Below are 26,588 nucleotides of genomic sequence, written 5' to 3'. Positions count from 1 at the left end.
AGGGAGAGATGGATGTGAAAGTGAAAGATAATACAAACTTTTATTTAGCGGATGCAGCGTATGAGGATAAATATTTGAAACTGGGCAGTATACTACCTTTAGAAAATGATGAAACCTGGGTAACAATCAACTCCACAAACCAAAACAACGGTCTTCAAGCAATTGCGGTGGTGCCCTTAAAAGACTACAAAAACTATAATAACGGAAATTTAAAAGCATATAATCATATTATTTTTGTTTCAAGAGGTTCAGAAGAGTTAGATGATTGGAAAGAAAATGTAGGTTTGCTTGATAAGGATGGTAGTAAGCAAAGTCAGTTTAAATCCTATGATAAATTTGTTAATGAAACACTGAAAAAATATAGAACGATGGATTATAGTTTCACCGGCCATAGTTTAGGTGGTGGGTTGGCTCAATATGAAGCAGTCAAACATTTAAAGCCTGCCGTAACATTTGCTGCTGTGCGCTCGTTTAACAAATTAACAGAAGAAGAGCAAGAAAAAGCTCTACGGGGAGAATACTGGGACTTAATAAAAGATTATTACCACTCAGATGATGTTGTTGGGATGTTACCTCCTAATGCAACCGTTTTTTACCAGCAATTTTTAATGAAACGAAATACGAGTAAAAATAAATTAGATAAACTAGGTATTGGTGGACATATGCAGTCTACTTTTACAGGGTGTTTTGGAGAAGATGGTTCAGCTGAATTATTAGTTAAACCTGATGAAATCATCAATCAAATTAGACGATTAGATGATATTTTTATGAAAATGCGCCAAATAGAAAATATCATGCAAGATTATGAAGAATGGGAGAAAAGTCAGTCAAAACGCTTACGATCTTGGCTGGATGAAGAAACCTGGGAAGGTGGCATATACAGCGAATTAACGACTTGGGATGTAGATGATGTTCTTACGGAAGCTTCGCGGAAATATAAAGATGGTATATATAGATTTCACGACACAGATAAATTTGAAGAATTTTATGATGGAAATCGAAAAGCAATTCAAAAATTAAGTGGTTTTAAAGAAGAAGTAATTAATGCTGCACTTTCCTTTAATAAAAAAGATAAAGAGCTAGGAAGTTGGATAAAAGAAAACAGTAAAGGATGGTAGATATGTACGGGAGTTCACCAAGATCAAGCAAAATAGAGAGCTATGATTATTATGCGAAACAAGAGCAACAGCGACTTCAGGCTAAATTAGACAATAAGGATAAAGAATTAAGTAGTCAAGAAAGAGCGGATATTATTGCCGCGCAACGAGCACTAGAAAGACAAATGCAGAAGCAACATTTACGTTCAGAAGTCCCTAAAAAAGTAACGGAAATAATAGAAGATGGTAAACAGGAGTTAGCAAGAATTGACCAGTTATGGGTAGATTTACTTGCCGATTATGCGGATATTGTAATGCAAATGGAGCACTCATTTGAGTCTAAAACAGGGCACGCTGTAAAAGAATGGATGACACAATATCGTAGCTATCAAATTGTTCCAAATGAAAATTTAATCTATGACTCCAAAGCTTCTCTCAAATTAGATAAGTAAAAACGCTGCTATCTTATTATGATAGCAGCGTTTTTCTCAATATGAAATCGCGCGTTTTGCTTGTTTGCTCCAACAAGTATTAAAGTAACTTTGCGAAATTCGCGCATTTTTTTGACCAGACCAGCTGTCGTTATAGTAAAAATTGTTTTTATCATAACCGGTAATAGTAATCGCGTGAACGGAAAAACCGTGGAATTTACTAACCCAAGCTACAACTGGACGTTTTTTATTCAACTGATTTTTAATACCAGTTAAATTTGTCCCAGTCATATTCTTCGCAGTACCAGTATATTTTTTTACTTGATTAACTAAAGCCGGTGGATAAATCGTCCAGCCACTTTTAGAGAACGGATTCCCAACAAAACCATAATTTGGATTGGATTTATGACGTTTCATTTCTTTGGCAAGTTTGACTTTATCGACATTTTTCCCAGCATAGCGCAGCATCATCGCAATATTAGTAATCTCACAGCCCGTTGGTAATTGTGGACGCTGAACAATTAATGGCACGTTCATTTGTACAATTTTTGGCGTTGATGGCGCTGGTGTAGGTGCAGCGGTTGCGGCTTTTACATATTTCCCAGATACATAGCCATTTTTCCCTTTAAAACTAAAGCGATACCAGTTGTTGGATGTTTTTGCGATTGCTTTAAATTTAGTATTATTTTTAAGCCAACCAATAACTTTCCCAGATGTCGCATTAGTTGAACGGACATTAAGGCTTGCGGTTGTTACCATTTGTTTATTAATCACAGTTTCTTTCGCCGCTGCCTGACCGGTCGTTGCTACACTAAATACACTTAAAACTAACCCAAGAACAAGTATCCATTTCCCCCATTTACCAAAAAAAGTCCCCATTATATCCCCCTCTGATTCAGATTACTTATTTATACCCTATTTTTTTAAAATGAAAAGAAAACGCTTGCATAAATAGAATGGCCGTGGTACTATGAAAATGAACTTAACGTGTTAACCGGTTATTAGTATAAAGTTCAGTGATAGCAGGCGAATTCAAGTTTGCAATCAAAAATGTATCATGGTACCATTAACCTAAAACTTAACGTGTTAACGCGCGGGATGCTTTAGGGGGAAATTGTTATGGCAGAACCAAAATACGCTATTATAATCAATGATATTAAGCGATTAATTAGTGACGGAACTTTTAAGCCAGGAGAAAAAATTTATTCAGAAGATGAACTGAAAAAGAAATACAATGTTAGTAATACTACAGTTGTTCGCGCTTTACATGAATTAGTAAGAGCTGGAATTTTAGCGCGTTATCAAGGGAAAGGAACCTATGTTAGTAAATCTATTATTAACGAAGAAGTTATTTTTAATGAATATACGACCGTTCCTAATGGTAAATTCAACCGAAAAACAAAAATTGCTAACGAGCACACAAAAGTTGTAGCTATTAATGAAATTCAGGATGCGAGAATTGCCAAAAACTTGCAAATTCCACCTGAAAACATGATTGTTCATTTTCAACGAATTCGTCTGATTGATGATGTGCCTTGGACAGTACAAAACAACTATATGGCAAAATCCAATTTGATCAACGTAGATTTAACCAATTTCGAAAGATTTAATTCTTTATCAGAAGTAATTAAAGAGCTTTATGGTATTAATATTCTGCACGAAGCGATGAAAGAGCGAATTCAAGTCGAATTTCCAGTAAAAGACAAAAATAATTTTAAATTACTCGAAATTGACTCCGAACTACCGCTTTACCACATTGAAAGAATAACTTATGTGCCAGAGGGGCAACCCTATGAATATATTGAAAGTTATTTACGGCATAATTTTTACTCTATTGAAATCGAAAAGAAAAAACAATAGAAGGGAGTTAATTACTTGGATTATATTATCGCAGCACATGGCCGGTACGCGCAGGAAGTGAAGAATAGTTGCCAAATGATTACTGGCCAAACAACGAATATCAAAGCAGTTACTTTTACTGAAGAAATGGGGGTGAAAGATGTATTAGAAGCATACGCGGCAGTTTATTCACCTGGAAATGAAACCGCTATCATTGTGGATATTGTCGGTGGAACTCCGTGTAATGCCGCGCAAATGTTTCATGCAAAACACCCAGAAGTGAAGGTTGTGTCTGGGTTGTCACTCGGATTAATCATTCCGCTTAGTCTAGGGGAAACTTTAGAAGGAGCAATGCTTGGCGCGCAAGAAAATATTCAATTTGTGGAATTAAAAGTAAATAATACGATAATAAGCGATGATGGGGAGGAAGAGGACTGATGGGAAGTAACGGAATCAAACACGTTCGCGTAGATGAAAGACTAATTCACGGCCAAGTAGCGACAATGTGGACTAATACAATAAAAGCAACTCGAATCATGATTGTTGACGATGCCGTTGTAAAAAATGACATGGAAAAAATTGCGCTAAAAACAGCAGTGCCAGCTGGGGTAAAACTAAGTATTTTGACAGTAAAAGGTGCTGCAAATAATATTAATAACGATAAGTACGTAGGTCAGCAAGTTTTCTTAATCGTAAAATCGCCACATGCACTTCGCGGTTTAGTGGATGCGGGTGTAGAACTTCCCCAAATCAACGTAGGAAATATGTCAACCAAAGCAGGAAGCCGCCAAGTCAAAAAATCAGTAAGCGTGACAGATGAAAATTTGGAAGATTTTGATTATTTGGCTGAAAAAGGGATTAAAATCACCGCTCAAATGGTGCCTAGTGAGGATGCAGTTGATTTTGCAAGTTTATTAAAAAAATAAGTAATAAGAAGGGAGAACTACAATGGATTTAGCGGTTTGGCAGATTATATTGTTAGTTATACTTGCGGCTTGTACCATTCTTGATGCTTTAACTTTAGTAATAGGACTTAATTTCCCTGTAATAACAGGAACACTTGCTGGAATCATTATGGGTGACATGGTGCTCGGACTTGCAATTGGGGCAACGTTACAGCTGATGGTGCTTGGTGTCGGTACATACGGCGGCGCGTCGATTCCTGACTTTACAACGGGAGCAATTGTAGGAACAGTATTTGCTGTTTTATCTGGTCAAGATGCGGAATTTGCGATTGGACTTGCAATTCCAGTGGGGCTTTTAATGGTTCAATTAGACATTTTAGCAAGATTTACAAATACATTTTTCTTACATCGGATTGATTCTAATATCGCTTCGGGCAACATTTCGGCGGTAAAAAGGAACATTTGGTATGGGGCGCTACCATGGGCTTTATCACGCGCAGTTCCGGTATTTATCATGTTGACTTTCGGGCAAAGCGTGGTTGATTTTATTCTAAATGAAATTCCAGAATGGCTAATGGGCGGTCTTCGTGTAGCTGGGGGAATTCTTCCAGTAGTTGGTATCGCGATTCTTCTTCGTTATTTGCCAACAAACAAATTCGTCGCCTATTTAATTATCGGTTTTGTAGCAGCGGCTTATTTAAAAGTACCAATGCTAGGTGTGGCGCTAATTGGCGTGGCTTTGGCAATCATCTACTTCAAACAAAATTTCAAAAATCCAGTGGCTGCCGGAGCAAATGGTGCAGCGCTAGTTGGGGAGGAGAATGAAGATGGCGAATACGAAGACTGAGCAGGATTTTGAGAAAGTCCTCAAGAGACGCGATTTAATAGCAGCAAACTTTCGTTGGTTGTTTGCCAGCCAAATCTGTTGGAACTATGAGCGAATGATGTCGACTGGTTATCTTTATAGTATTTTGCCAACGCTTCGCAAACTTTATAAAACAGACGATGATTTAAAAGATATGATGAATATGCATAACCAATTTTTCAATACGAATCCTATGGTTGGCGGTTTGATTTTAGGGATGGATATGGCGATTGAAGAGCGAGAAAAGAAAGCGTCAAAAGAGGTCGTAACAGGTTTGAAAACAGGTTTGATGGGACCTTTTGCTGGTGTTGGTGATACGATTTTCGGGGTTATTTTACCAACCATTTTTGGATCAATTGCAGCGTATATGGGCCTTCAAGGTAATGTAACGGGTGTAGTTATCTGGGTTTTAGTTAATATTTTGGTTGTAGGAGCTAGATTTACCTTACTTCCACTTGGATATAAGCAAGGGGCGAAACTGGTAACTGAATTTGCAGACCGACTTAACGCGTTAACCGATGCAGCAATATTACTCGGTGTCACAGTCGTCGGGGCTCTCATACCAACCGTAATCAAAGCAACGGTCCCATTCGTTTATAAATCAGGAAAAGTAGAACTGAAAATGCAAGACATGCTCGATCAAATTATGCCTTCACTGGTACCAGTTTTACTTGTAGCGCTAATCTATGCACTTTTAGGTCATAAAAAAATGACATCTACCAAGGCGATTTTATTAGTAATGGTTATTGCGATTATTTTATTCAACCTAAAAATTCTAGGTTAAAATATAAAAAATTGGAGGAGTAGACAAAATGGGTTTAACATTTTTTGACAAAGCGCGGGAATTAACGGAAGAACTAGAAAAAACGCAGGCAGAAAACATTCATCAAGCAGCGAAATTGGTGGCGGAGAGCATTATGAATGAGGGTATTATCCAAGCTTTCGGTAGTGGACATTCTTATGCAGCGGCGATTGAAGTTTGTGGGAGAGCGGGTGGACTTATTCCGTCGAAGGTTATTATGGATCCCGCGGGTGGATACTATGAATCTATTGAGGGCGTTGGATCATTATTGACTCATAGGTTACAAGCGAAACCAAACGATATATTCTTTCTTATATCTAACTCAGGTCGCAATCCAATGGGAATAGAACTTGCCGAATGGATTAAGGCACAGGGTTGTAAATTGATTGTTGTGACAGCGCTCGATGCCTCGCAAACAGCAGCCTCAAGGCATTCTTCAGGAAAACTGTTGTATGAATTTGCGGATGTAATTTTAGATAATCGCTCGGTTCAAGGCGACGCGGCACTTGAATTAGATGGCTTAGAAGGAAAAGTTTGTGGAACATCGTCTTTCTCCGCCGTATTACTTCTCCAGCAAACGATTTATGAAGCGGTAGAGCTGATGCTTGAAAAAGGCTATACTCCACCAGTTTATCGTAGTGCTAATATTGATGGTGGTTACGAATACAATTTTGCGATTGAAGATAAGTTCGCTGATCGGATTTTCCATTTATAATAAAAACACGCGCGAAAATGAACACTGTTTTCGCGCTTTTTTGGAGGCTAGATGATGGTTTTAAAAGAGGCTTGTATTGAAAACACTACTAATTTAGAAGGATTTATTGCGGCTGGGGCGAATCGAATTGAACTTTGTGATAATCTAGCGGAGGGCGGAACTTCGGTTAGTTACGGGGTTGCGAAACATGTGGTGGAAATTTGCCACGAACAAAATGTAAGTGTAATGGCAATGGTTCGTCCCCGAAAAGGCAATTTTGTTTATACAAAAGAAGAAATTTCGATTATGATTGATGATATTTTGATGTATAAGAAATTGTTAGCTGATGGCGTGGTTTTCGGCTGTATTACGGACGCGGGATTACTAGATAAACCAGCCATAAATGAATTATTGAAAGCTGCAACAGGTCTGGAAGTAACTTTTCACATGGCGTTTGATGAGTTAGTAGAAACAGAAAAATTACCGGCAATAGACTGGTTAGCTGAGCAAGGTGTTACGCGAATTCTCACGCACGGTGGTGACGGAGCTAAACTTCCCGAAGAAACTTTTGTTCATTGGCGAAAATATATTGATTATGCAGCGGGACGAATCATTATTTTACCAGGTGGAGGAATTAAATCGCACAATCTGGAATGGATTACAAAAGAAACGGGAGCGGCTGAAATACATGGTACAGACTTGTTTGGGGAGCGCTAAAACTCCCCAAATAAAAAAAATTTAAAAAAAGGCTTGCAACCGTTTTCTTTATATGATATATTTATCTCATCACAAAGGATTGTTACCAATTCATTGGGCAAAACCTAAGCTGATTTGTAGGACACGTGTATACGTGAAGTCCTCGAATGAGCTTAGGTTTTTCTTTTTGCCCAAAAAACCAAAAAGAGGAAGGAAGTCGTCAAAATGAAATATGAACAGTTAGCAAAAGACATCTTGAAAAATGTCGGCGGAAAAGAAAATATTAATAGTGTTTTCCATTGTATTACCAGACTTCGGTTTAAACTGAAAGATGAGAATATTGCGAACACAAAAGAAATTGAAAAGCTTGATGGAGTAATCTCCGTAATTAAAAGTGGTGGTCAATATCAAGTTGTTATTGGTAACCACGTACCAGACGTATTCAAAGCAGTATTAGAAGTTGGTGGTATTTCAGCTGAAGGAGACGATAGTAATGTTCCGGCAAGTGGTAATATCTTCAACCGTTTTATCGATATGATTTCCGGCGTATTTACACCAGTTCTAGGTGTATTAGCCGCAACAGGTATGATTAAAGGTTTCACAGCAATGTTTGCAGCATTTGGTTGGATTACAGATACATCAGGCACTTACCAACTACTTTATGCAATTGGGGATTGTTTATTCTACTTCTTCCCAATCTTCCTAGGTTTCACAGCGATGAAAAAATTCGGCGGAAACATTTTTATCGGGATGGCAATTGGTGCTTCCCTAGTTTATCCAACACTTGCAGGTATTTCAGCAGGTGACCCAATTTACACACTTTTTGCAGGAACAATTTTTGAATCTCCAATTCACGTAACTTTCTTAGGAATTCCAGTTATCTTGATGTCTTATGCATCTTCTGTTATTCCAATTATTTTAGCAACATACTTTGGTTCAAAAGTAGAAAAAGGCTTCAAGAAAATCATTCCAGATGTAATTAAAACTTTCGTAGTTCCATTCTGTACACTATTAGTAGTAGTTCCACTTACTTTCCTTGTAATCGGACCAATCGCAACTTGGGCTGGTCAATTACTTGGAGCAGGAACAATTTGGATTTATAACTTAAGCCCGGTTGTTGCTGGTTTAATCTTAGGTGGTTTCTGGCAAGTATTCGTTATCTTTGGACTTCACTGGGGTCTTATTCCAGTGGCAATCAACAACTTAACAACGCTTGGATCAGATCCAGTACTTGCAATGATGTTCGGTGCTTCTTTTGCCCAAATCGGTGCAGTATTAGCGGTATTCTTCAAAACTAAAAATACAAAACTTAAATCTCTTAGTATTCCAGCATTTATTTCCGGTATCTTTGGTGTAACTGAGCCAGCGATTTACGGGGTTACTTTACCACTGAAAAAACCATTCATCATGAGCTGTATCGCAGGTGCTGTTGGTGGAGGAATCATTGGTTTTGTAAGTGCAAAAGTTTATATCATGGGTGGACTTGGAATCTTCGGTCTTCCTAACTTCTTCCAACCAGGTGCTGGTATTACAAGTGCATTCTGGTGGGTAGTTATCGCAATCGTTATCAGCTTCATCCTTGGTTTCATCTTAACTTATGTAGCAGGATTCAAAGATCCAGCTGAAGCAGTTGTAGAAGAAACTAACGTAACAGAGGGCGAAACTTTAATCGAACGTGAGACAATTCCAGCTCCAGTAGTTGGCGAAATCGTAACTTTAGCAGACGTAAAAGACGAAGCATTTTCATCCGGTGCACTTGGAAAAGGTGTAGCAATTATCCCTACTGTCGGACGCGTTGTAGCTCCAGCAGCAGGAACAGTAACAACTATCTTCCCAACTGGTCATGCAATCGGTATTACAACGAATGACGGTGCAGAAGTATTAATCCACATCGGTATGGATACAGTTCAACTAGAAGGTAAGTTCTTCACAGCACATGTTAAACAAGGCGATGTAATCGAAAAAGGTCAATTACTAACTGAATTTGATATTGAAGGCATTAAAGCAGCTGGATATGATGTTACAACTCCAGTAGTAGTAACAAACTCCAATCAATATTTAGACGTAATGATTACAGATGCAAAAGAAGCTAAACTAGAAGAACGTTTAATCACATTAGTCATCTAAAATTCATTAATAAACAGCTTGGGCGTAAATCTGCTCAAGCTGTTTTTATGTTATACTGAGGGAAAAATAGGCGGTGAGCGGATGTTAGCAAAGGGCGATTTGATAGGGATCATTTGTTGTTCTGATGGTCGGAAAAAAGAAGACGAGAAGGATTTGAAGCGCCTTAAACAAGTCTTAGAAAAGGAATTTGGACTTCAGGTGTTTTTTGCGAAAACTATTTTTCAAACAGATAATTCGCCTTTTAGTGGTACTCCTGAGGAACGAGCAACCGAATTAATGAAACTATATCAAAATGTGGATGTAAAAATGATTTTTGACATTTCAGGAGGGGATGCGGCTAATCAAGTATTACCATATCTTAATTATGACATTATAAAAAAAGCAGCCAAACCTTTTATTGGCTATAGCGACTTAACCGTAATATTAAATGCAATTTTTGCGAAGACGAAGCAGCCTGGCTTTAATTATTTACTGCGAAATTTAGTAAGTGAAGCTAGCGAGATACAACGAGTGCAATTCCAAAAAGCGTTTTTCGAGAATCAAATTGCGATAAATGGAAAATTCCTTACTGAGTTTGAATGGAGCCCGGGTGAGGTCGTTGGTGGAAATATCCGCTGCTTTTTGAAACTAGCAGGAACGGAATTTATGCCTGATGTCTCGAATAAAATAATTTTTTTAGAAAGTTTAGGTGGAAAAGAGGCGAAAATTGCTTCTTACGTAGCGCAATTAGAACAGTTAGATGTGTTTTCGAAATGCTTAGGAATAGTTGTGGGAGAACACACTGAGGCTGAGAAAAACGGAGAATACGACAGAATAGGCATCTTATATCAACAGATTGGATTAAAATATGAGTTACCTGTTTTTCGAACTAAGGAAATAGGTCATAGTGTCGAAGCAAAACCATGCCTAATTGGAGCAAAAATTAATGTTTCACGTGAAACATTAACAAATTTTTAATATTTTTATTGCGAAATGTTCATAATTAACCTTTAATATAGAACTTGTAAGCAAGGAATACAATTAGTTTTACTCCCTTTTTGCTAATTGTAGAATTCCTTAAAATCCTAAACTCCCTTTTTGGACCGACTTGATTGTCGGTCTTTTTTTAATTCTCCAAGCTGAAAACTATTCAATTTTTTGTTAAAATGATAACATAAAAGAAAATGCGTATGAAAAAGGAGTTTTTATCATGAAAGTTGAAGGATTACTTGGCTTTTTAGGGGCGGCAATGGGTATTGGATTTAGTTTGATGGTTCTTGTTATTCCTGATATTTCACAGGCTTTAGAAGAGGAATCGTTTTTCTTCTATATGTTAACGATTGGTTCGCTTGTGCTTTCAGGGGTGGGGCTTGCAGGATCGTTTGTTGTTTCGCATAAACCTCGTCTTGGTGGAGCAATGATGGTTGCAGCTGCAATCGGTTGTACCATGTCGATTTCCATCATGTTCTTACTACCAATCGTGTTACTTGCTGTTGGTGGATTAATTGCACTAATTAACTATGAAGAAGCTGCTTCAGTAGAAGAATAAATGAAAAAAAGCTGTCCACGTGGGCAGCTTTTTTTATTAACGATTAAGATATTTTTTTAGAAAGTAATAAATTCCGTCAGCATCATTTGCAGTAGTAACAAAATCAGCGCTTTTTTTCACTAATTCACTCGCATTTTCCATTGCGACTCCAGCACCAGCTACTTCAAGCATTCCAATATCGTTTTCACCATCACCAAAACTAATAACATTTTCTGGTTTGATGTCTAAATGTGCAGCGAGGTTTTTCACGGCATATTTTTTATCCATATCTTTGGGCAAAATTTCGATATTGTTAGCATGAGAAGAAAGAATAGAAACGTCAGATAGTTTTTCTAATTCGTTTCGAAGGATTGCAAGTTTATCGAAATCCTCTTCTTCAATGACAATGCCGTTAATGAACTGATTAGCATGCTCCAAGAAGGTTTCTTTTGTTTTAATTGCAACGAGTTTTGTTGCATTTACGCGACCTTTATCTTCTTCATCGGTAAAATAATAAGGTGGATTTTTAGTGTAGTAAACCGTGTCAGTCGAGAAGAAAAACACTGGTAGATCATGGTCTTGGCATAATAAAAATGTTTCTAGTAATGCGGATTGTTTCATTTTTTCTTGTTGGATGATTTCGCCGGAAACTGCCACTACGCCACCATTTGAGGCAATAACATCTGCTTTTGGATGAACCAGTTTGGCGAAGTCGGTTGCGGAATTATACATTCGGCCAGTAGAAACGGCGAAATGATGACCTTCTTCTATTAATTGTTGCAGTAACCCTAGTGTTTTTGGTGAGATTGTTTGATTTTTTAGTAGTAATGTTCCGTCTAAATCAGAACAAATTAAGTATTTTTCCAAGTAAACCTTCCTTTCATTATAGCTTGGAACCGCATGATTCGCGGATGATTAATTCTGGATTATGATTAATTATCATCGGCTCAACTTGACCGTTAATTGCGCTAATCAATTGCAAAAGTGCCATTTTTCCAAGATATTCATTGTGTTGATCCATTGAAGTTAAGCGCGGGGTTTGATAATCGCCATTCATAAACTGATCGCAGCTGACGATGGCAATGTCTTCCGGGCAAGAAAGTTTCGCGTCATTAATCGCTCTAATCGCCCCAATTGCAACATTATCATTGATTGCTACAAGTGCAGTGGGTAAAGTAGTGTTATTTTCCAGAAGTTTAGTCATCGCCGCGTAACCATCAGCTGTATAGTAGTCAGAAAGAACAATCCAATCTTCATTAACCGAATGATTGTAACTAGCCATAGCAGCCTTAAAAGATTCCAATCGGTAGGAGGTGATTTTTACACCAGCTTCCCCGCCAATAAAGCCAATATTTTTGTGATCTAGCGCTGTCAGATGGCTAACTAAAGTTGTTATGCCTTTTTTTAAATTACGTTCAATAAATAAACAGTTAAGTTCGGGAATTTTTGAACCAATAACGACAACTGGAATTTCTCTATTTAGCTGATTTAAAGCATTGATGTAGTCTTTTGAAACAACTTCTTTATCAATTTCGCCACCTAAAATAAGTAATCCATCCACTTGTTTTTCTAAAATAATTTTTAAGTAATCTTCTTCCGTCAAAGGATGTTTGTTATTCTTATTATTTGGCTCGGCAAGCATCGTATTGAATAAAATTGTCGAAAACATGTAATCTAGCGCGAATTTTTGGATTTGCGTTATGAGTGAAATGAAATAAGGATTGGAAATATCCGGTAAAATTACGCCAATATTTTTTGTTTGTTTATTGACCATTCCACGCGCAAATACGCTAGGTGTGTAATTGTGTTCGTCTATGATTGCTTGGATTTTCTTGCGTTTCGCTGCTGAAACCGAGGGGCTGTTATTAATCACTCGTGAGACAGTTGAAACGGAAACGCCACTAAGTTTCGCAATTTCTTGTATAGTTATTTTTTTCATTAGGAATATTCACCTCGTAAGCGTTTTTAGCTATTTTAAGTGTATCTTATTTGGGTCTAAATAACAAGTGAAATTTGGTAACGTTATCAAAAATAAGCAAAAAAAGGTTGACATATTAAATTTATCCGGTTATTCTATGTTAGAAAGCGCTATCAACAAACGTTTTAATTTGGTAACGTTACCAAAAATGAGGTGGAATAGTTGAACATACAAGAATCTGTCATCGGCATTGATCTAGGTGGCACTAAAATTTTAATCGGTGAAGTAACAAAAGATGGGGAGGTGCTGCGGTCCAAAAGCTACCCGAGCAATACTGAAAATCAAGCCAAAGCGGTAGAAGTTCTGCTAAATGCGCTAGATGATTACTCGGAAAATATTGGTTTTATAGCAACGAAACAAATTGGGATCGGTGTTGGCCTAGTAGGGCGCGTAGATTATAAGGCGGGCATTTGGCTGGAAATCGAACCAGGAAAAACAAATCCGATACCACTAGCGAAAATGTTAGAAGCGAAAACAGGATTGCCAGTGACGCTTGGTAATGATGTAGTTTGCGCAACAATGGCTGAAAAACAATTTGGTTGGGGGCGAGAAACAAATGATTTTATTTATTTAAATGTTGGTACTGGTCTTGCTGCTGGATTTGTTGTAGACGGGCGCATTACGCAAGGCGGGCACTTTAACGCTGGTGAAATTGGTCATGCCGTTGTAGATATTCATAGCGATGTACTGTGTGGTTGTGGCAGATACGGCTGTGTGGAGCGTCTTGCTTCTGGTCTTGGAATAAAAGAAGAAGCGCTTAGACATTTAAATGAATACCCTACATCCCTTCTTGCTAATAATAAAACCGAATTAACTGGAAAAATGGTTCTTCATGCAGCAGAACAAAAAGATGAATTGGCTGAAAAAATCATTGATAACGCCACGCTTCAGCTAGCTAATTTGATTATGAATATGGTTCGGACGACAGATCCAGAATGTGTCATTCTAGGCGGCGGCGTGACAAGAAACGAGCATTTTTTCCAAAAGATAAAAGCTAATCTTCAAAGTAATACAATCCGTTTTGTTACGAAAGGCGTTGTTCGCTCACAGCTTGAGAAGGATAAAGTTGGCTTAATTGGGGCGGCAGTTATTGGAATGAGACTAGGAAATGAAGGAGGACAAGAATGAAGCCGAAAATGAAGCAACAAATTGTGCAAACAGGTATTATTCATCGACCACTTCCAATTGAAACGGAACATGCGCTAGAAACGATAGCGAAAAAGAAACAAGTTTTATCAAGTAGAACGTTACTTAGCTCTGAAAAACAGGTTTCCTTAGATTTTACACATCAAGGCGCTGGCGATTTTGTTATATCTGATCAAGGTGAGATTAAGTTGACTTCTCCAGTTGTTATGCCACATTGGCCAGCAGGTGCGCCAGATGACGGTGACTACACCAATTTTGGTAACGTTCTCATATCTGCGCCACTTCAAAATGAGGACTGGAACAGCTTTAACCGCGTGAGAATTCAAGTTTTCCCAGATTTTCCAGGTGTAACGAATCCATATTTAATGATTAGCTTTAAAAATGATGGAACCGTGAAAGTACCTGATATATATGGACGTGAGGGTGTTCATGGCGTGAATTTAATCAACCATGAATGGAACGATGTCATTTTTGAAATTGAAGGATTGCCACGGGATAAAATGACAGAAATTAGTTTTAGCTATTATTTGAATGGCCCGGAGCGACTGACTGCTGGAACAATGGAGTTATTCATTAGTGAGATTAAACTAGAGCAAATCAGTGAGCCGGAAATCTCCAAGGGCTGGATTCCGCAAGATAATTCGCTAATTTATTCCCACAACGGCTACACAAAAGACATGCCCAAAATAGCGTTTTGTGCCAATAAACTTGAAGCGAATTCCTTTACAATCCACGAAAAAGAAACAAATAAAGTCGTTTTCACCGGAAAAGGGTACCAAAATACAACCGAAACTGGCAATTTCATTATTCTTGATTTTTCAGATTTACAAACTGTGGGTGAGTATTATTTGAAATTTGCTGAGATGCAATCGGAACCGTTCCAAATCGGGACTTCCGAAGTGATTTGGGAATCTTCTATCTGGAAATCACTTAATTTTATTTTCTGTGAACGTTGTGGTTGCCCGATTTTTGGAAAACATACGACTTGTCATGCGGATATTATCGCTGAACATAATGGAAAACAGCTGTCATTCAATGGTGGTTGGCATGACGCGGGTGATGTTTCGCAACAACTTATTCAAACAGCCGAAGTAACGATGGCTTTATATGAAATGGCTGCGAGTTTATCTGAAAAAGATGAAATGTTACGGATGCGCCTTTTAGAAGAAGGTGAGTGGGGATTAGATTTCATATTGAAAACCCGCTTTGGAGATGGTTTTAGAGCGACAAGTGCTGGGATGACACGGTGGACGGATGGCCTTGTTGGTGGCATGGATGACGCAATCGCGCGGGTTCATAATCAAGCTTATGAGAATTTTTACTGTGCGGGGATTGAAGCGTATATCGGCAGCCAAATCCAGGATAACGCCACTATGCAGAATCATCTACTACGAATTGCGGAAGAAGATTTACTTTTTGCGATAGCGGAACTTGAAAAACATGGAACTGGGCAAAAACCGATTTTCTGGGAGCATACGTATCAAACCTCAGAAAGTTTGTATTACGCAACGGCTTCATGGGCGGCTTCGATGGTTTATCAATTAACAAACAAAGAAATATACGCAGAAAAAGCGGTCGAATGGTTAGATTTGATGTTAGAAGCACAAGAAAAAACTGGGATTAAAGACAGCGAAACTAGCGAACTTTACAAAGGATTTTTCTACCGAGATAAAACGCACAATGTTATTCAACATTTCAATCATCAAGCGCGTGAACATCTTTATTTGATGGCACTTGAGGTGGCTCTTGAAACGCAACCAGGTCACCCTGAAAAACAAACTTGGCTACAAGCGGTCGAAATGTACGGTGACTATTTGAAAAAAGTAACGCGTTTCACTAAACCGTATCCGCTCATTCCAGCCGGACTTTACAAAAAAGACGAGTATTTAGACGAAGCAAGTTTTCACTTACAACATTTACTCATTGATGAACGAGCGATAGAAGAATACCAATTACAATTCGAACAAGGTATCAAAATAAATGACGAGATTGCGTTGCGGAAATTCCCGATCTGGTTCTCGTTTAGAGGCAATAACGCCATTTTACTTTCGGCAGGAAAAGCGGCATCAATTGCTGGGAAAATTTTGCAAGATAAGGCGCTGTTAAATATTGCAGAAGGTCAATTGCAGTGGGTAATAGGAATGAACCCATTTGGACAATCAATGATGCACGGCGAAGGTTACCGTTATGCGCAGCAGTATAGTGTGCTTAACGGCGAAATCACAGGGGAGATACCAGTCGGAATGGAAACCTTTAGAAATGAAGATGAACCATACTGGCCGGAGTTTAATAATGCAACTTATAAGGAAGTTTGGGTCGGTAATGCCGGCAAATGGATGTCAATTGTAGCGGATTTAAACAAAATAACAGGAAAGTCATAGGAGGACAAAAAAATGAGTTCAGAGAGAAGTTTATCTAGTCGGTTTATTGAAGGATTATCAATTTTTGCCCAAAAAATTTCATCGCAAAAACACATTATGGCAATTCGTGATGGCTTTGCAGCAATGATTCCGATTACGATTATTGCAGCATTTTTCTTACTTGTAAATAATGTTTTGCTTCAACCAGAGAATGGTCTGCTTAAATTCATTCCAAATGTAGAAAATTATTTGGGTGTAGGTGTGCAAGTTTATAATGCGACACTTGGTATTATGGCGATTTTAGCGGCGTTTCTAATCGGGAACTTTTTAGCTAAATCATATGGGATGGAAGGTCGTACGGAAGGAATGGTTGCAGTTGCAGCTTATGTAGTCTTAATTCCCGCATCTTCGCACTTAATGTCTGTTGACGGAAAAGCGTTTGAGGCTGGCGGCGTTTTAACACAAGAAATGACAAGTTCAACTGGGATGTTCCTAGCGATTATTGCTTCTTTAGTTAGTATTACAATGCTTGCAAAATTCTCAAAAAGTAAAAAATTAAAGATTTCCATGCCAGAAAGTGTTCCACCGGCAATTGCAAAATCATTTAACATTTTAATTCCATCTTTCTTAGTTCTAAGTATTTTAGCAATTATTGAAGTGCTTGTAGTTAGTTTTGTATCAATGAGTATTCCAGAAATTATCGTAAAAGTTCTACAAATCCCACTAGTAGGCGGTTTCCAAACGTTACCAGGTATTCTACTTTATGTATTTTTAGCGGGATTCTTATGGGTATTTGGTATTCACGGTGCATTCGTATTAGGCGCAATTTCAGGGCCAGTACTATTAACTTCCTTGCAACAAAATATTGATGCTGTCAATGCAGGATCAGCTTTACCAAATATTGTTACACAGCCGTTTTTAGATGCGTTTGTTTATATGGGTGGTGGCGGAACAATTATCTGTTTAGTTATCGCGATTTTCATTGCCTCAAAACGACCAGATCATCGCATGGTAACAAAATTTGGCTTAATCCCTAGTATTTTCAATGTCAGCGAACCACTTATGTTCGGTTTGCCAGTTGTATTCAACCCGATTTACGGTATTCCGCTAGTTATCGCACCACTTGCTTCAACAGCAATGGCGTATTTTGCAACTTCATGGGGCTGGATTAGCCAAACGTACATCTTGATTCCTTGGGTAACACCGCCTGTCCTTTCAGGGTATCTTGCAACAGGTGGGGACATTCGCGCTTCCATCTTACAAATCGCAATTATCGTCGTTGGAACGCTCATTTACCTACCATTTGTACTTGTAGCTAACCGCGCGTACGTTTTAGAACAAAAAGCTGCTGGAAACGTTGAAGCAGAAACAGTAACGAATGGAGAAGTTTAAATGAAACCAACAATGATGACTTATATTAACGAAGAAGAGGAAATGTGCAAATCAATTTTAGCTAATTTCCAAAAAAATGCAGAACAATTAGAAGCTTTAGTAAAAAATGGCGCAAAAGAATGGCTGATTTTAGCTACTGGATCAAGTTTGAATGCAGCCCAAAGTGCCAAATATTACATTGAAAATCTAGCTGATGTACGCATTACTATTGAAGAACCATTCAATCATCTCTATTACGAAAAATTATCAAGTCACCTAGATTTAGTTATCGGTATTTCACAAAGTGGTCAGAGCACATCGACTATTTCCGCGCTAGAACGTGTGAAAAAAGAAGCTTCCGTGCCAGTAGTTGCGCTAACCAGTGATGTAACAAGTGAAATTGCCGAGTTTGCGGATATAACACTTGATATAGGTTGTGGAAAAGAACGAGTTGGTTATGTAACAAAAGGCTTCACTGCAACAGTCTTGACATTAATGCTAACAGGCCTTCATTTCGCTTATAAAACGGCGCAAATTGATGGGACTCGTTTTAATAACGAAATTAGTGCATTCAACCGTGCGACCGACGCCATCCCAGAAACAATTGCCCGAACCGAAGCATTTTATGAAAAATGGAAAAATGAATTTGCTTCAGCACCAAAGTTTACTGCGATTGGTTATGGTCCAACAGTTGGAACGTGCAAAGAATTTGAAACAAAATTCTCAGAAACAGTTCGTGTACCATCGCAAGGTCTTGATTTAGAAGCGTTTATGCATGGCCCATATTTAGAAGTAAACCCGCAGCATAGAATTTTCTTCATAGAAACAGAAAGCGCAGTTACAGAGCGATTAGTGCTATTACGCGATTATGAATCCAAATACACGCCATTTACGTATACTATTAAGTTTGGTACAGCTGAAAATGACCGTACGCTAACGATTCCAGCTGATTTGGATGAATTTCAAGCACCGTTTCTAATGATTCTTCCTTTCCAAATCTTAGCTCATCACATTGCAGAGTTGAAAGGGAACAAATTAACAGAACGTATCTACACAGACTTTGGCGTAGCAATGAAAAGTAAAACAAAACCTGGAGACTACGCTTAAAAATTACTAAAAGACTGGAAAACCCGAAGTAAGTAGGGGTTTTCCAGTCTTTTTTACACACTGCTTCCTGAATTTCGTAAGTAAGAGAAAAGGCATTTAATTATTAAAAATTGATAAATAAGTCACAAGTCTGATACACGGAGAGTTAACTTGTGGTAAAATGGACTTTGACTTTTAAAAAAGAAAAGGAAGTGAGTGCCTGGTGGATTTTATTACGTACATCATTGATTTTATTTTGCATATTGACCAACATTTAGTGGAGATTATAAACAATTTTGGAATTTGGACTTACATCATTTTGTTCTTGATTGTTTTCATAGAAACTGGCCTAGTAGTATTTCCGTTCTTACCAGGGGATTCATTACTATTTGCCGCGGGAGCTTTATCCGTGTTGGACGGTTCAATTTTACATATTGTGCCTCTAATTATCACACTTTGGTTAGCAGCAGTCATCGGGGATTCAGTAAACTATCAAATCGGTAAAAAAATTGGAACTTCCATCCCAGAAGATAGTTGGTTTGGGAGATTAATAAACCAGGAAAAAATGGCAAAAGCAGAGGCGTTTTTCAATAAACATGGTGGAAAAACGATTTTCATTGCTAGATTTATGCCTTTCATTCGTACATTTGCACCGTTTGTTGCGGGGGCAAGTCGGATGAATTATCGTTATTTCATCAATTATAATATATTAGGAGCAACTGTTTGGGTTCTACTTTGTACACTTGCAGGCTACTTCTTTGGTAATTTCCCAATCGTTAAAGACAACTTCTCATTAGTTGTGATCGGAATCATCGTAGTTTCAGTAATTCCGATGGTAGTTTCCTTTATTAGAAGTAAAATGACTCAAAAAAACGCGGATTAATTTCCGTGTTTTTTTTATTTCCCGGGAAATGTATAAATGATAAGTTTTGGGGTAATTGTTTAGGAAGAGGTGATAGAAATGGAAAATGGTTTAAATATTACATCCGAAATTGGTAAACTGCAAACCGTCCTTGTAAAAAGGCCCGGTTCTGAGTTGGAAAATATCACGCCAGAATATCTAGAGTCGTTATTATTCGACGACATACCTTACTTAAAAATGATGCAAAAAGAACATGATTTCTTTGTCAAAACGATGCAAGACTCGAATATTGAAGTACTCTACTTAGAAAAATTAGCAGCAGAAGCTTTAAAAGAAGCTAGTAATAAAGAACATTTTTTAACGAAAATGATTAAAGAATCCAATCAAATGGATGAAAGTGCTCTCTATGTACGTGATTATTTGATGGCTTTTGATGAAGAAGAAATGATTAAAAAACTGATGTCCGGATTGAAAAAATCAGAAATTCCAGAACGAAAAAAGAAACATTTAAATGAAATGATGGACGAACAATATCCGTTTTTCTTGGATCCGTTACCTAATTTATATTTTACACGTGATCCGGCTGCAGTCATTGGTAGTGGTGTAACAATTAACAAAATGTTCCAACCTGCAAGAAGACGGGAGTCCCTATTTATTGAGCTCATTTTAAAACATCATCCTCGTTTTAGTAGTCAAGAAATCCCGATATGGTCTGGTCGAGAAGAGCCTTTCCCATTAGAGGGAGGAGATGAGCTTATTTTGAATGAGGAAACGGTTCTCGTTGGTGTTTCCGAGCGAACTGATGCGCGCGCGGTTGAGCGGCTAGCAGAAAGTTTATTTAGTCGCGCTCCAAAAATCAAGCGAGTACTAGCAGCTGAAATACCAGAAACAAGATCATTTATGCATTTAGATACAGTTTTTACAATGGTCAATTTTGCACAGTTTACAATTCATCCTGCTATTCAAAACCAGCAAGGCGAACTAAATGTCTATATTTTAGAGAAAAGTGAGAACGGGCTAGAAATTACTCCGCGTAGAGATTTTAAGCGTGTAATTGCCGAAGTTCTTGGTGTGCCAGAAGTTGATTTTATTCCTTGTGGAGGAGAAGATGTGATTGTTTCAGCGAGAGAGCAGTGGAATGATGGTGCTAATACGCTTGCGATTGCGCCGGGAGAAGTAATTACATATGATCGAAATCACGTATCAAATGACCTTTTAAGAAAGGCTGGTATTAAGGTTCATGAGGTAATTAGCTCGGAGCTTTCTAGGGGGCGCGGAGGTCCTAGATGTATGACAATGCCGATAACTAGGGAAAATCTAAAATAAGCTTTGAAAAACTGGTATTTCCCCTCAAAATACGACTTTCACAAAAAGTATTGTCGCTGTTTTTAAGATGTGCTATAGTGTTTTCAAACCAGAAATTTTCGAGAAATATCTTGCTGGTTAGTTTGCGCTATGATATAATATTTTATTGTGAGTAATTATAAATTATTCCTTGCTCGCTCTTGATTTTAAGGCTTGCTAAAGGCAGTCTGAATTTCAGGGATATGGTGTGATTACATACCTTATCAGAGCCGCTTAAGACCACAAGGAGGTGTAGAGTAGATGGCTAGAAAGTACGAAATTATGTACATTATTCGCCCAAACATTGAAGAAGATGAGAAAAAAGCTGTTGTTGAACGCTTTGACGGAATCTTAACTGAAAATGGCGCGGAGATCATCGAATCAAAAGAATGGGGTAAACGTCGCTTAGCATACGAAATCAATGACTATCGTGATGGTTTTTACCACATCGTGAAATTGAATGCTGACAAAGCAGATTCTATCAACGAATTTGACCGTTTAGCAAAAATTTCTGATGATATCGTTCGTCACATGGTAATTAAAGAAGAAGCATAAGAATTTATTCAAGGCTAGGACCTTGATTTACTAAACGAGAGGAGGTTGGTTTTGCATGATGAATCGTGTAGTACTTGTAGGACGCTTAACAAAGGATCCTGAATTACGTTACACTCCAGCTGGTGTGGCCGTTGCGACTTTTACCTTAGCTGTAAATCGTACGTTCACTAACCAACAGGGAGAACGAGAAGCTGACTTTATTAATTGTGTTGTTTGGCGTAAACCAGCAGAAAACGTTGCTAATTTCCTGAAGAAGGGAAGCATGGCAGGCGTTGATGGCCGGGTTCAAACTCGTAATTACGAGGGAAACGATGGCAAACGTGTTTATGTGACAGAAATTGTAGCTGAGAGTGTTCAATTCCTTGAACCGCGCAATTCTAATGGCGGTGGCGGAAATAATAACTATCAAGGCGGAAATAACAACAATAATTATAATAACGGTGGAAATAACTTCGGACAAGCACCTACTAATAACGGTGGATTCGGACAGGACCAGCAACAATCTCAAAATCAAAATTATCAATCCACTAACAATGATCCTTTTGCAAGTGATGGTAAGCCAATCGACATTTCTGATGACGATTTACCATTCTAAATTCATTTTAGCGGTTTGAACTTTAAGATAGGAGGAACTTTCAATGGCTGGAGGACGCAGAGGCGGACGCCGTCGGAAAAAAGTATGTTACTTTACTTCCAATGGTATTACGCATATCGATTATAAAGATGTAGAACTTCTTAAAAAATTCGTTTCCGAACGTGGTAAAATTTTACCTCGTCGTGTAACTGGAACAAGCGCTAAATATCAACGTAAACTTACTGTTGCTATCAAACGCTCTCGCCAAATGGCATTACTACCATTTGTTGCTGAAGAAAAATAAGTTAACTATTAACAGTCTAGAATTTATTTCTAGGCTGTTTTTTGTTAAATGGAGACTTTATGCGGAAGAAACTTAGGGCTTAAGTTGGACGTTTAGCATCTTACATTCATGTTATTCTTAAATAGAAGTAAAAAAATACACAGGGGGCAACAAAAATGTATAAAAAATTAGCAACAGTAGGGGTGGCAGTATTATTAGTAGGAGCACTATCTGCGTGTAGTTTTAATGATGATAAGGATACTTCTTCAAGTAATAGCAGTAAAGAAACTACTAGTAGCAAAAGTAACAACGATAAAAGCTCATCCGATAGCTTGCAAAATAAAAGCTTCGATATGAGTTATGAAGACGCGGTGAAAGCATTTAAAGATAAACATAGTGATGCAGAAATTTCTAGCGTTGAATTAGAGAAAAACTTGGGAAAATATATTTATAAAGTAGAAGGTATCTCAAACGATAATGAGTACGAAATGAAATTTAATGCAGAAACAAAAGAAGAATTAGCTGACGAAACCGATAAATTAGATAAAGAAGATACAGGTGGAGTAGAAAAAGAAAACGAAAAAATCAGCTTAGATGGAATTAAATCACCAAAAGAAGCAATGGACAAAGCCGTTAGCGAGCAAGCAGGCGATGTAACAAGTTGGAAAATAGAAAGAGAATTAGATACAACTTATTATGAAGTAACTGTAAAACAAGGTAACAATAAATACGAAATTAAGTTAAATTCAAAAACATTAGATGTCTTACAAACAGAACAAGATGACTAAAAGCACGAAAAGTTACCTGTGATTATTCTTTCGCAGGTAGCTTTTTTTATGAATAATATTACTAAAGTTAAAGGTTAATATAGTCTTTTGTTACTATTCAGAGGTACTTTTTACACGTTTGAAAATTCTGAAATGTATCCAAAAAATCGGCATTTTTGCTGTTTTTGAGTCGTTCATGACAAGAATCGGACATTTCATTACATTTTTGGTTATAATGGCTAAATTCGTTGTAAAATGTTAGTGGAGGTGAATTAGTTGAGTAATTTTACTGCAAAAGTACCTTTGTCAGAAAGAATGGCGGATGTTTTGATTTCAAAAGATCGCTGGAAAGATGACGAAGAAGGTTATTTAAAAGTAAAATATGGGCTGGAGATAATTTTAATTAACGTCATGAAGTTTGCAATCGTATACGGTATTGCCTTAGTAACAGGGTTATTACTGCAAACAGTGACAGTGCATCTGTCATATTTATGGCTCAGACGGTATTCTTTTGGATTACATGCGACCAAAACATTGAACTGTACACTAATTAGCTTAACAATGTTTGTGCTTGCACCTTTTATTTTCCAAAATATACCTTCTAATAATTGGATTGTTTTAGGCACATTTGCATTTATACTACTCAACATGTTTTTATTCGCTCCGGCAGACACAGAAAGTTTGCCTTTAATCGGTGAAGAACACCGGAAAAAACTAAAAAGAAAAGCGATGATAGGAACGCTAATTTTAACGGGAATTGCGTTACTAATACCATTCGCAGAGATGAAAACATTAATCATGGTAGGATCTTTGTTTCAGGTGATAAGTATTAATCCACTTACTTACAAACTATTGAAAAGGAGGTATCGGAACTATGAAAAATATGAATAAATCAGTTGGTAAATTCCTTTCTAGAAAGCTAGAAGAACAATCCATGAAAGTTGCGGATTCTTCTATGAGTAAAGCTTGTTTCATGTTTGTATACGAACCAAAAAGTCCATTTGTGAAAATGCAAGAAAAAAACGAAAATAAATAAATTTAAAACTGTATAACATCAAAATTCATGCTAAAATAAAAAGAAGGCAAACTTACATATTTAAACATAGATATTTTAGACAGTGGAGGATTAATATGTTTAGTATTTTGATGGCAATTATACAGATAACGGGTATTTTTATAGCAATCCAGATTTTGACAAACAAAGTTTTTTCAATTAAAGAGGGATTGGTTACTATAGCAATTGCTATGCTAGCCTTCCCTTTATTTACATTAGTTCAATACTGGTCGATGATTTTTGTGTTGATTGTTTTTGTAAGTGCCTTATATTGGAAAAATAAAAATGTGATAGTTTCAGGTTCTATTACGCTTGTGGTCATTATTTTGCTTACTATCAGTGATTCTATAGTAGGTTTTATTTTAGTACCGGGCTTGAACTTTAAATATGATGAAATATTTAATGAATTGTTACCAACACTAATTTACTGTGCGGGAATGCTGGCGAACTTGTTGGTATTTTCGTTTATTCTTAGAAAATTGATTGAAAAAGTTAATATTTCTAGATTTGTTGAACATAGAAAATATGCGTACATTATTTTTTCTATCGTGGCTCTTACTGTCTTAGCGTTCTATATGAACATATATGCGGGGTCAATCGCAGGTTTCGATGGATCAGTTTTGAAAATTAATACGCTTATTTTTACAGGATATACCATTTTGTTAATAGTTATTGTGACGGTTGTGATTAACACTGCAACCAATGAACTTAAAGTACAGAATCAGAAGGAATAGCTAGAACAGTTACAGGATTATGTTACTACATTAGAGTCCCTGCATAGAGAAATGCGCGTTTTTCGTCATGATTATGTGAATATCCTGTCAACGCTTGTAGGATATATTGATAACGATGATATGCCGGGTTTGAAGTATTACTTTGAAAATAATATCGTACCTATAAATAAAACAATTGAATCTAACAACTATAAAATTTCTTTGCTTCAAAATATTCATGTGATTGAACTGAAAGGCTTATTGGCGGTTAAGTTAATACGAGCTCAAGAGTTGAAAATTGATGCAATTTTAGAAGTAGTTGAACCGATTGATAAGATTTCGATGGATAGCATAGATTTATGCAAAGTTGTCGGGATTTTACTGGACAATGCTGTTGAAGCGGCGCTAACTTGTGAAAATCCAGTTATTCGAATCGCGTTTGTGAAGAAGGGTGATAGCATTATTATTGTGTTTGCGAATAGCTTGCCAGTAAATATGCCACCGATTTATAAAATATTTGAAGAAGGTTTTTCCACAAAAGGAGAGGGTCGTGGTTTAGGACTTGCTAGTTTGCGGGAGATTATGAAGAAATATTCGCACGTTGCCTTAGATACAAAAGTGACTAATAGAGAAGTTATTCAAGAATTAGAAATTATGTAGAAGAATGGGGATGATTTTATGCTACCGGTTTTTATATGTGAAGATAATAGGATGCAGCGAGAAAGGTTAACAAAATATATTGAAGACTATATAATGGTTGAACATTTTGATATGAAGTTGGAACTTTCAACAGGTGATCCGTTTGAGTTAGTATCACGAATGCCTAGACATCAAGGTATGGGACTGTATTTTCTTGATATTGATTTAGGACAACCGGACATGAATGGCTTTGAATTAGCTCAAGAAATCCGGAAATTCGATCCACGCGGTTTCATCATTTTCATTACGACACATGCGGAACTGAGTTATATGACTTTCACGTACAAGGTGGAAGCGCTTGATTACATTATTAAAGATGATATTGATATGTTGCATGACCGTGTTTTAGCTTGTATGAAGCAGGCAGAAGAACGAATCTCTAACGACCAAGATATGCAGAAGTATTTTACCTTTAAAGTTTCCGATAAAAAGATTATTCATGAACTTTTAGACGATATTTTGTTTTTCGAAACAGCGCCTACGATTCATAAAGTAATTTTACATGGCAAAAATCGCCAAGTGGAATTTTATGGTAAGTTGAAAAGCATTGAGAAAATGTTGGATGAATCTTTTTATAGGTGCCATCGCTCGTATATTGTGAATAAGAAAAATATCCATGAACTTGATACGACAAAAGGCGTGGTGAAGATGTCTAACGGAGAAAATTGTTATGCATCATCAAAACTAATTAAAAGTTTGAGTTTATAAAAGTGGCCTTAAGGGTCGCTTTTTTTGTACGAACGTCAGCTTGAATTTGATGAAATTGGGAATTATAGGTAAAATAATAGTGATGAATTGTTAGTTAATTTTATGTTATGATATAGATACTCAAA

The 26,588-nt window shown here is 37.2% G+C and carries 28 protein-coding genes and 1 pseudogene; 26 read left to right on the top strand and 3 right to left on the bottom strand.

Going from position 1 to position 26,588, the window contains the following annotated elements; all coding sequences use genetic code 11:
- Positions 1 to 14 precede the first annotated feature (14 nt).
- Together AC4PG0_RS11135 and AC4PG0_RS11130 are read left to right on the top strand one after the other, a co-directional pair.
- Complete coding sequence (locus AC4PG0_RS11135; protein ID WP_112120502.1) at positions 15 to 1,118, top strand: Tle-like phospholipase domain-containing protein; 1,104 nt, start codon at positions 15 to 17, stop codon at positions 1,116 to 1,118.
- Positions 1,119 to 1,120: 2 nt separating this feature from the next.
- Positions 1,121 to 1,549, top strand: a complete 429-nt coding sequence (locus AC4PG0_RS11130; protein WP_045552722.1) for a restriction endonuclease subunit S domain-containing protein — start codon at positions 1,121 to 1,123, stop codon at positions 1,547 to 1,549.
- Positions 1,550 to 1,585: 36 nt separating this feature from the next.
- Here the strand turns inward: AC4PG0_RS11130 and AC4PG0_RS11125 are convergent, their stop codons facing one another.
- Entirely contained in the window at positions 1,586 to 2,407 is an 822-nt protein-coding gene (locus tag AC4PG0_RS11125) for a C39 family peptidase (RefSeq protein WP_112120503.1), read from the bottom strand.
- A 240-nt stretch (positions 2,408 to 2,647) separates the two neighbouring features.
- On the opposite strand from AC4PG0_RS11125, the gene AC4PG0_RS11120 reads away from it, so the two are divergent.
- The 10 genes from AC4PG0_RS11120 to AC4PG0_RS11075 all read left to right on the top strand — a co-directional run bounded on the left by AC4PG0_RS11120 (position 2,648) and on the right by AC4PG0_RS11075 (position 10,984).
- Complete coding sequence (locus AC4PG0_RS11120) at positions 2,648 to 3,388, top strand: GntR family transcriptional regulator (RefSeq protein WP_045552720.1); 741 nt, start codon at positions 2,648 to 2,650, stop codon at positions 3,386 to 3,388.
- A gap of 15 nt (positions 3,389 to 3,403) precedes the next feature.
- Complete coding sequence (locus AC4PG0_RS11115) at positions 3,404 to 3,805, top strand: PTS sugar transporter subunit IIA (RefSeq protein WP_003772701.1); 402 nt, start codon at positions 3,404 to 3,406, stop codon at positions 3,803 to 3,805.
- Positions 3,805 to 4,293 carry a PTS sugar transporter subunit IIB gene (locus AC4PG0_RS11110; protein ID WP_003772700.1) on the top strand — a complete coding sequence of 163 codons (489 nt, stop codon included), beginning with the start codon at positions 3,805 to 3,807 and terminating at the stop codon, positions 4,291 to 4,293. Before AC4PG0_RS11115 ends, AC4PG0_RS11110 begins: the two co-directional genes overlap by 1 nt.
- Positions 4,294 to 4,315: 22 nt before the next feature.
- Complete coding sequence (locus AC4PG0_RS11105) at positions 4,316 to 5,119, top strand: PTS mannose/fructose/sorbose/N-acetylgalactosamine transporter subunit IIC (protein WP_003725640.1); 804 nt, start codon at positions 4,316 to 4,318, stop codon at positions 5,117 to 5,119.
- The gene (locus AC4PG0_RS11100) at positions 5,094 to 5,921 is read left to right on the top strand and encodes a PTS system mannose/fructose/sorbose family transporter subunit IID (protein WP_003728733.1); all 828 of its coding nucleotides are present in this window, start codon (positions 5,094 to 5,096) and stop codon (positions 5,919 to 5,921) included. The genes AC4PG0_RS11105 and AC4PG0_RS11100 overlap by 26 nt, the downstream gene beginning before the upstream one ends.
- Before the next feature lie 28 nt (positions 5,922 to 5,949).
- A complete protein-coding gene (locus AC4PG0_RS11095; RefSeq protein WP_003759505.1) occupies positions 5,950 to 6,654 on the top strand; it encodes an SIS domain-containing protein in 705 nt (234 codons plus the stop codon).
- Positions 6,655 to 6,708: 54 nt separating this feature from the next.
- Positions 6,709 to 7,350, top strand: a complete 642-nt coding sequence (locus tag AC4PG0_RS11090; protein WP_010990160.1) for a copper homeostasis protein CutC — start codon at positions 6,709 to 6,711, stop codon at positions 7,348 to 7,350.
- A gap of 204 nt (positions 7,351 to 7,554) precedes the next feature.
- Positions 7,555 to 9,456, top strand: a complete 1,902-nt coding sequence (locus AC4PG0_RS11085) for a beta-glucoside-specific PTS transporter subunit IIABC (RefSeq protein WP_492167548.1) — start codon at positions 7,555 to 7,557, stop codon at positions 9,454 to 9,456.
- A gap of 81 nt (positions 9,457 to 9,537) precedes the next feature.
- Positions 9,538 to 10,413 carry a S66 family peptidase gene (locus tag AC4PG0_RS11080; protein WP_492167547.1) on the top strand — a complete coding sequence of 292 codons (876 nt, stop codon included), beginning with the start codon at positions 9,538 to 9,540 and terminating at the stop codon, positions 10,411 to 10,413.
- A gap of 232 nt (positions 10,414 to 10,645) precedes the next feature.
- Positions 10,646 to 10,984: a DUF4064 domain-containing protein gene (locus AC4PG0_RS11075; RefSeq protein WP_003759515.1), complete on the top strand. Its 339-nt coding sequence runs from the start codon at positions 10,646 to 10,648 to the stop codon at positions 10,982 to 10,984.
- Between the two features lie 36 nt (positions 10,985 to 11,020).
- Here AC4PG0_RS11075 and AC4PG0_RS11070 read toward each other — a convergent pair whose 3' ends face one another.
- Entirely contained in the window at positions 11,021 to 11,830 is an 810-nt protein-coding gene (locus AC4PG0_RS11070; protein WP_003772695.1) for a Cof-type HAD-IIB family hydrolase, read from the bottom strand.
- Positions 11,831 to 11,846: 16 nt separating this feature from the next.
- Positions 11,847 to 12,902 carry a LacI family DNA-binding transcriptional regulator gene (locus AC4PG0_RS11065; RefSeq protein WP_270908461.1) on the bottom strand — a complete coding sequence of 352 codons (1,056 nt, stop codon included), beginning with the start codon at positions 12,900 to 12,902 and terminating at the stop codon, positions 11,847 to 11,849.
- Between the two features lie 201 nt (positions 12,903 to 13,103).
- Between AC4PG0_RS11065 and AC4PG0_RS11060 the strand changes: the two genes are divergently transcribed.
- From AC4PG0_RS11060 to AC4PG0_RS10995, 14 genes and pseudogenes are all read left to right on the top strand, one after another.
- The gene (locus AC4PG0_RS11060; protein WP_492167546.1) at positions 13,104 to 14,069 is read left to right on the top strand and encodes an ROK family protein; all 966 of its coding nucleotides are present in this window, start codon (positions 13,104 to 13,106) and stop codon (positions 14,067 to 14,069) included.
- A complete protein-coding gene (locus AC4PG0_RS11055; protein WP_492168003.1) occupies positions 14,066 to 16,468 on the top strand; it encodes a glycoside hydrolase family 9 protein in 2,403 nt (800 codons plus the stop codon). Before AC4PG0_RS11060 ends, AC4PG0_RS11055 begins: the two co-directional genes overlap by 4 nt.
- A gap of 12 nt (positions 16,469 to 16,480) precedes the next feature.
- Positions 16,481 to 17,839, top strand: a complete 1,359-nt coding sequence (locus AC4PG0_RS11050) for a PTS sugar transporter subunit IIC (RefSeq protein WP_003772691.1) — start codon at positions 16,481 to 16,483, stop codon at positions 17,837 to 17,839.
- Complete coding sequence (locus tag AC4PG0_RS11045; protein WP_185625548.1) at positions 17,840 to 18,925, top strand: glutamine--fructose-6-phosphate aminotransferase; 1,086 nt, start codon at positions 17,840 to 17,842, stop codon at positions 18,923 to 18,925. It begins immediately after the preceding gene.
- A gap of 202 nt (positions 18,926 to 19,127) precedes the next feature.
- Positions 19,128 to 19,787, top strand: coding sequence for a DedA family protein (locus AC4PG0_RS11040; protein WP_003772689.1), 660 nt, complete (start codon positions 19,128 to 19,130; stop codon positions 19,785 to 19,787).
- A 72-nt stretch (positions 19,788 to 19,859) separates the two neighbouring features.
- Positions 19,860 to 21,092: an arginine deiminase gene (arcA, locus tag AC4PG0_RS11035; protein WP_153648817.1), complete on the top strand. Its 1,233-nt coding sequence runs from the start codon at positions 19,860 to 19,862 to the stop codon at positions 21,090 to 21,092.
- 279 nt (positions 21,093 to 21,371) lie between these two features.
- Positions 21,372 to 21,665: a 30S ribosomal protein S6 gene (rpsF, locus tag AC4PG0_RS11030; protein WP_003718123.1), complete on the top strand. Its 294-nt coding sequence runs from the start codon at positions 21,372 to 21,374 to the stop codon at positions 21,663 to 21,665.
- A 55-nt stretch (positions 21,666 to 21,720) separates the two neighbouring features.
- Positions 21,721 to 22,260 (top strand): single-stranded DNA-binding protein, encoded by a 540-nt coding sequence (gene ssb / locus AC4PG0_RS11025; protein WP_003759533.1) that lies wholly within the window; start codon positions 21,721 to 21,723, stop codon positions 22,258 to 22,260.
- A gap of 43 nt (positions 22,261 to 22,303) precedes the next feature.
- Entirely contained in the window at positions 22,304 to 22,543 is a 240-nt protein-coding gene (rpsR, locus tag AC4PG0_RS11020) for a 30S ribosomal protein S18 (RefSeq protein ID WP_003721669.1), read from the top strand.
- A gap of 155 nt (positions 22,544 to 22,698) precedes the next feature.
- Positions 22,699 to 23,310, top strand: a complete 612-nt coding sequence (locus AC4PG0_RS11015) for a PepSY domain-containing protein (protein ID WP_003759535.1) — start codon at positions 22,699 to 22,701, stop codon at positions 23,308 to 23,310.
- Between the two features lie 255 nt (positions 23,311 to 23,565).
- Complete coding sequence (locus tag AC4PG0_RS11010; protein ID WP_003764750.1) at positions 23,566 to 24,180, top strand: accessory gene regulator ArgB-like protein; 615 nt, start codon at positions 23,566 to 23,568, stop codon at positions 24,178 to 24,180.
- Entirely contained in the window at positions 24,164 to 24,325 is a 162-nt protein-coding gene (locus AC4PG0_RS11005) for a cyclic lactone autoinducer peptide (RefSeq protein WP_003721672.1), read from the top strand. Before AC4PG0_RS11010 ends, AC4PG0_RS11005 begins: the two co-directional genes overlap by 17 nt.
- Before the next feature lie 95 nt (positions 24,326 to 24,420).
- Positions 24,421 to 25,716: pseudogene (locus tag AC4PG0_RS11000) on the top strand (sensor histidine kinase).
- A gap of 18 nt (positions 25,717 to 25,734) precedes the next feature.
- Positions 25,735 to 26,463, top strand: coding sequence for a LytR/AlgR family response regulator transcription factor (locus tag AC4PG0_RS10995; RefSeq protein ID WP_003759538.1), 729 nt, complete (start codon positions 25,735 to 25,737; stop codon positions 26,461 to 26,463).
- Positions 26,464 to 26,588 lie beyond the last annotated feature (125 nt).

It is taken from the genome of Listeria sp. MAN/IMW/UF464 (genome assembly GCF_058683955.1).
Note: the sequence above shows the minus strand (reverse complement) of the source record. Positions and strands in the feature narration are given on the sequence as shown.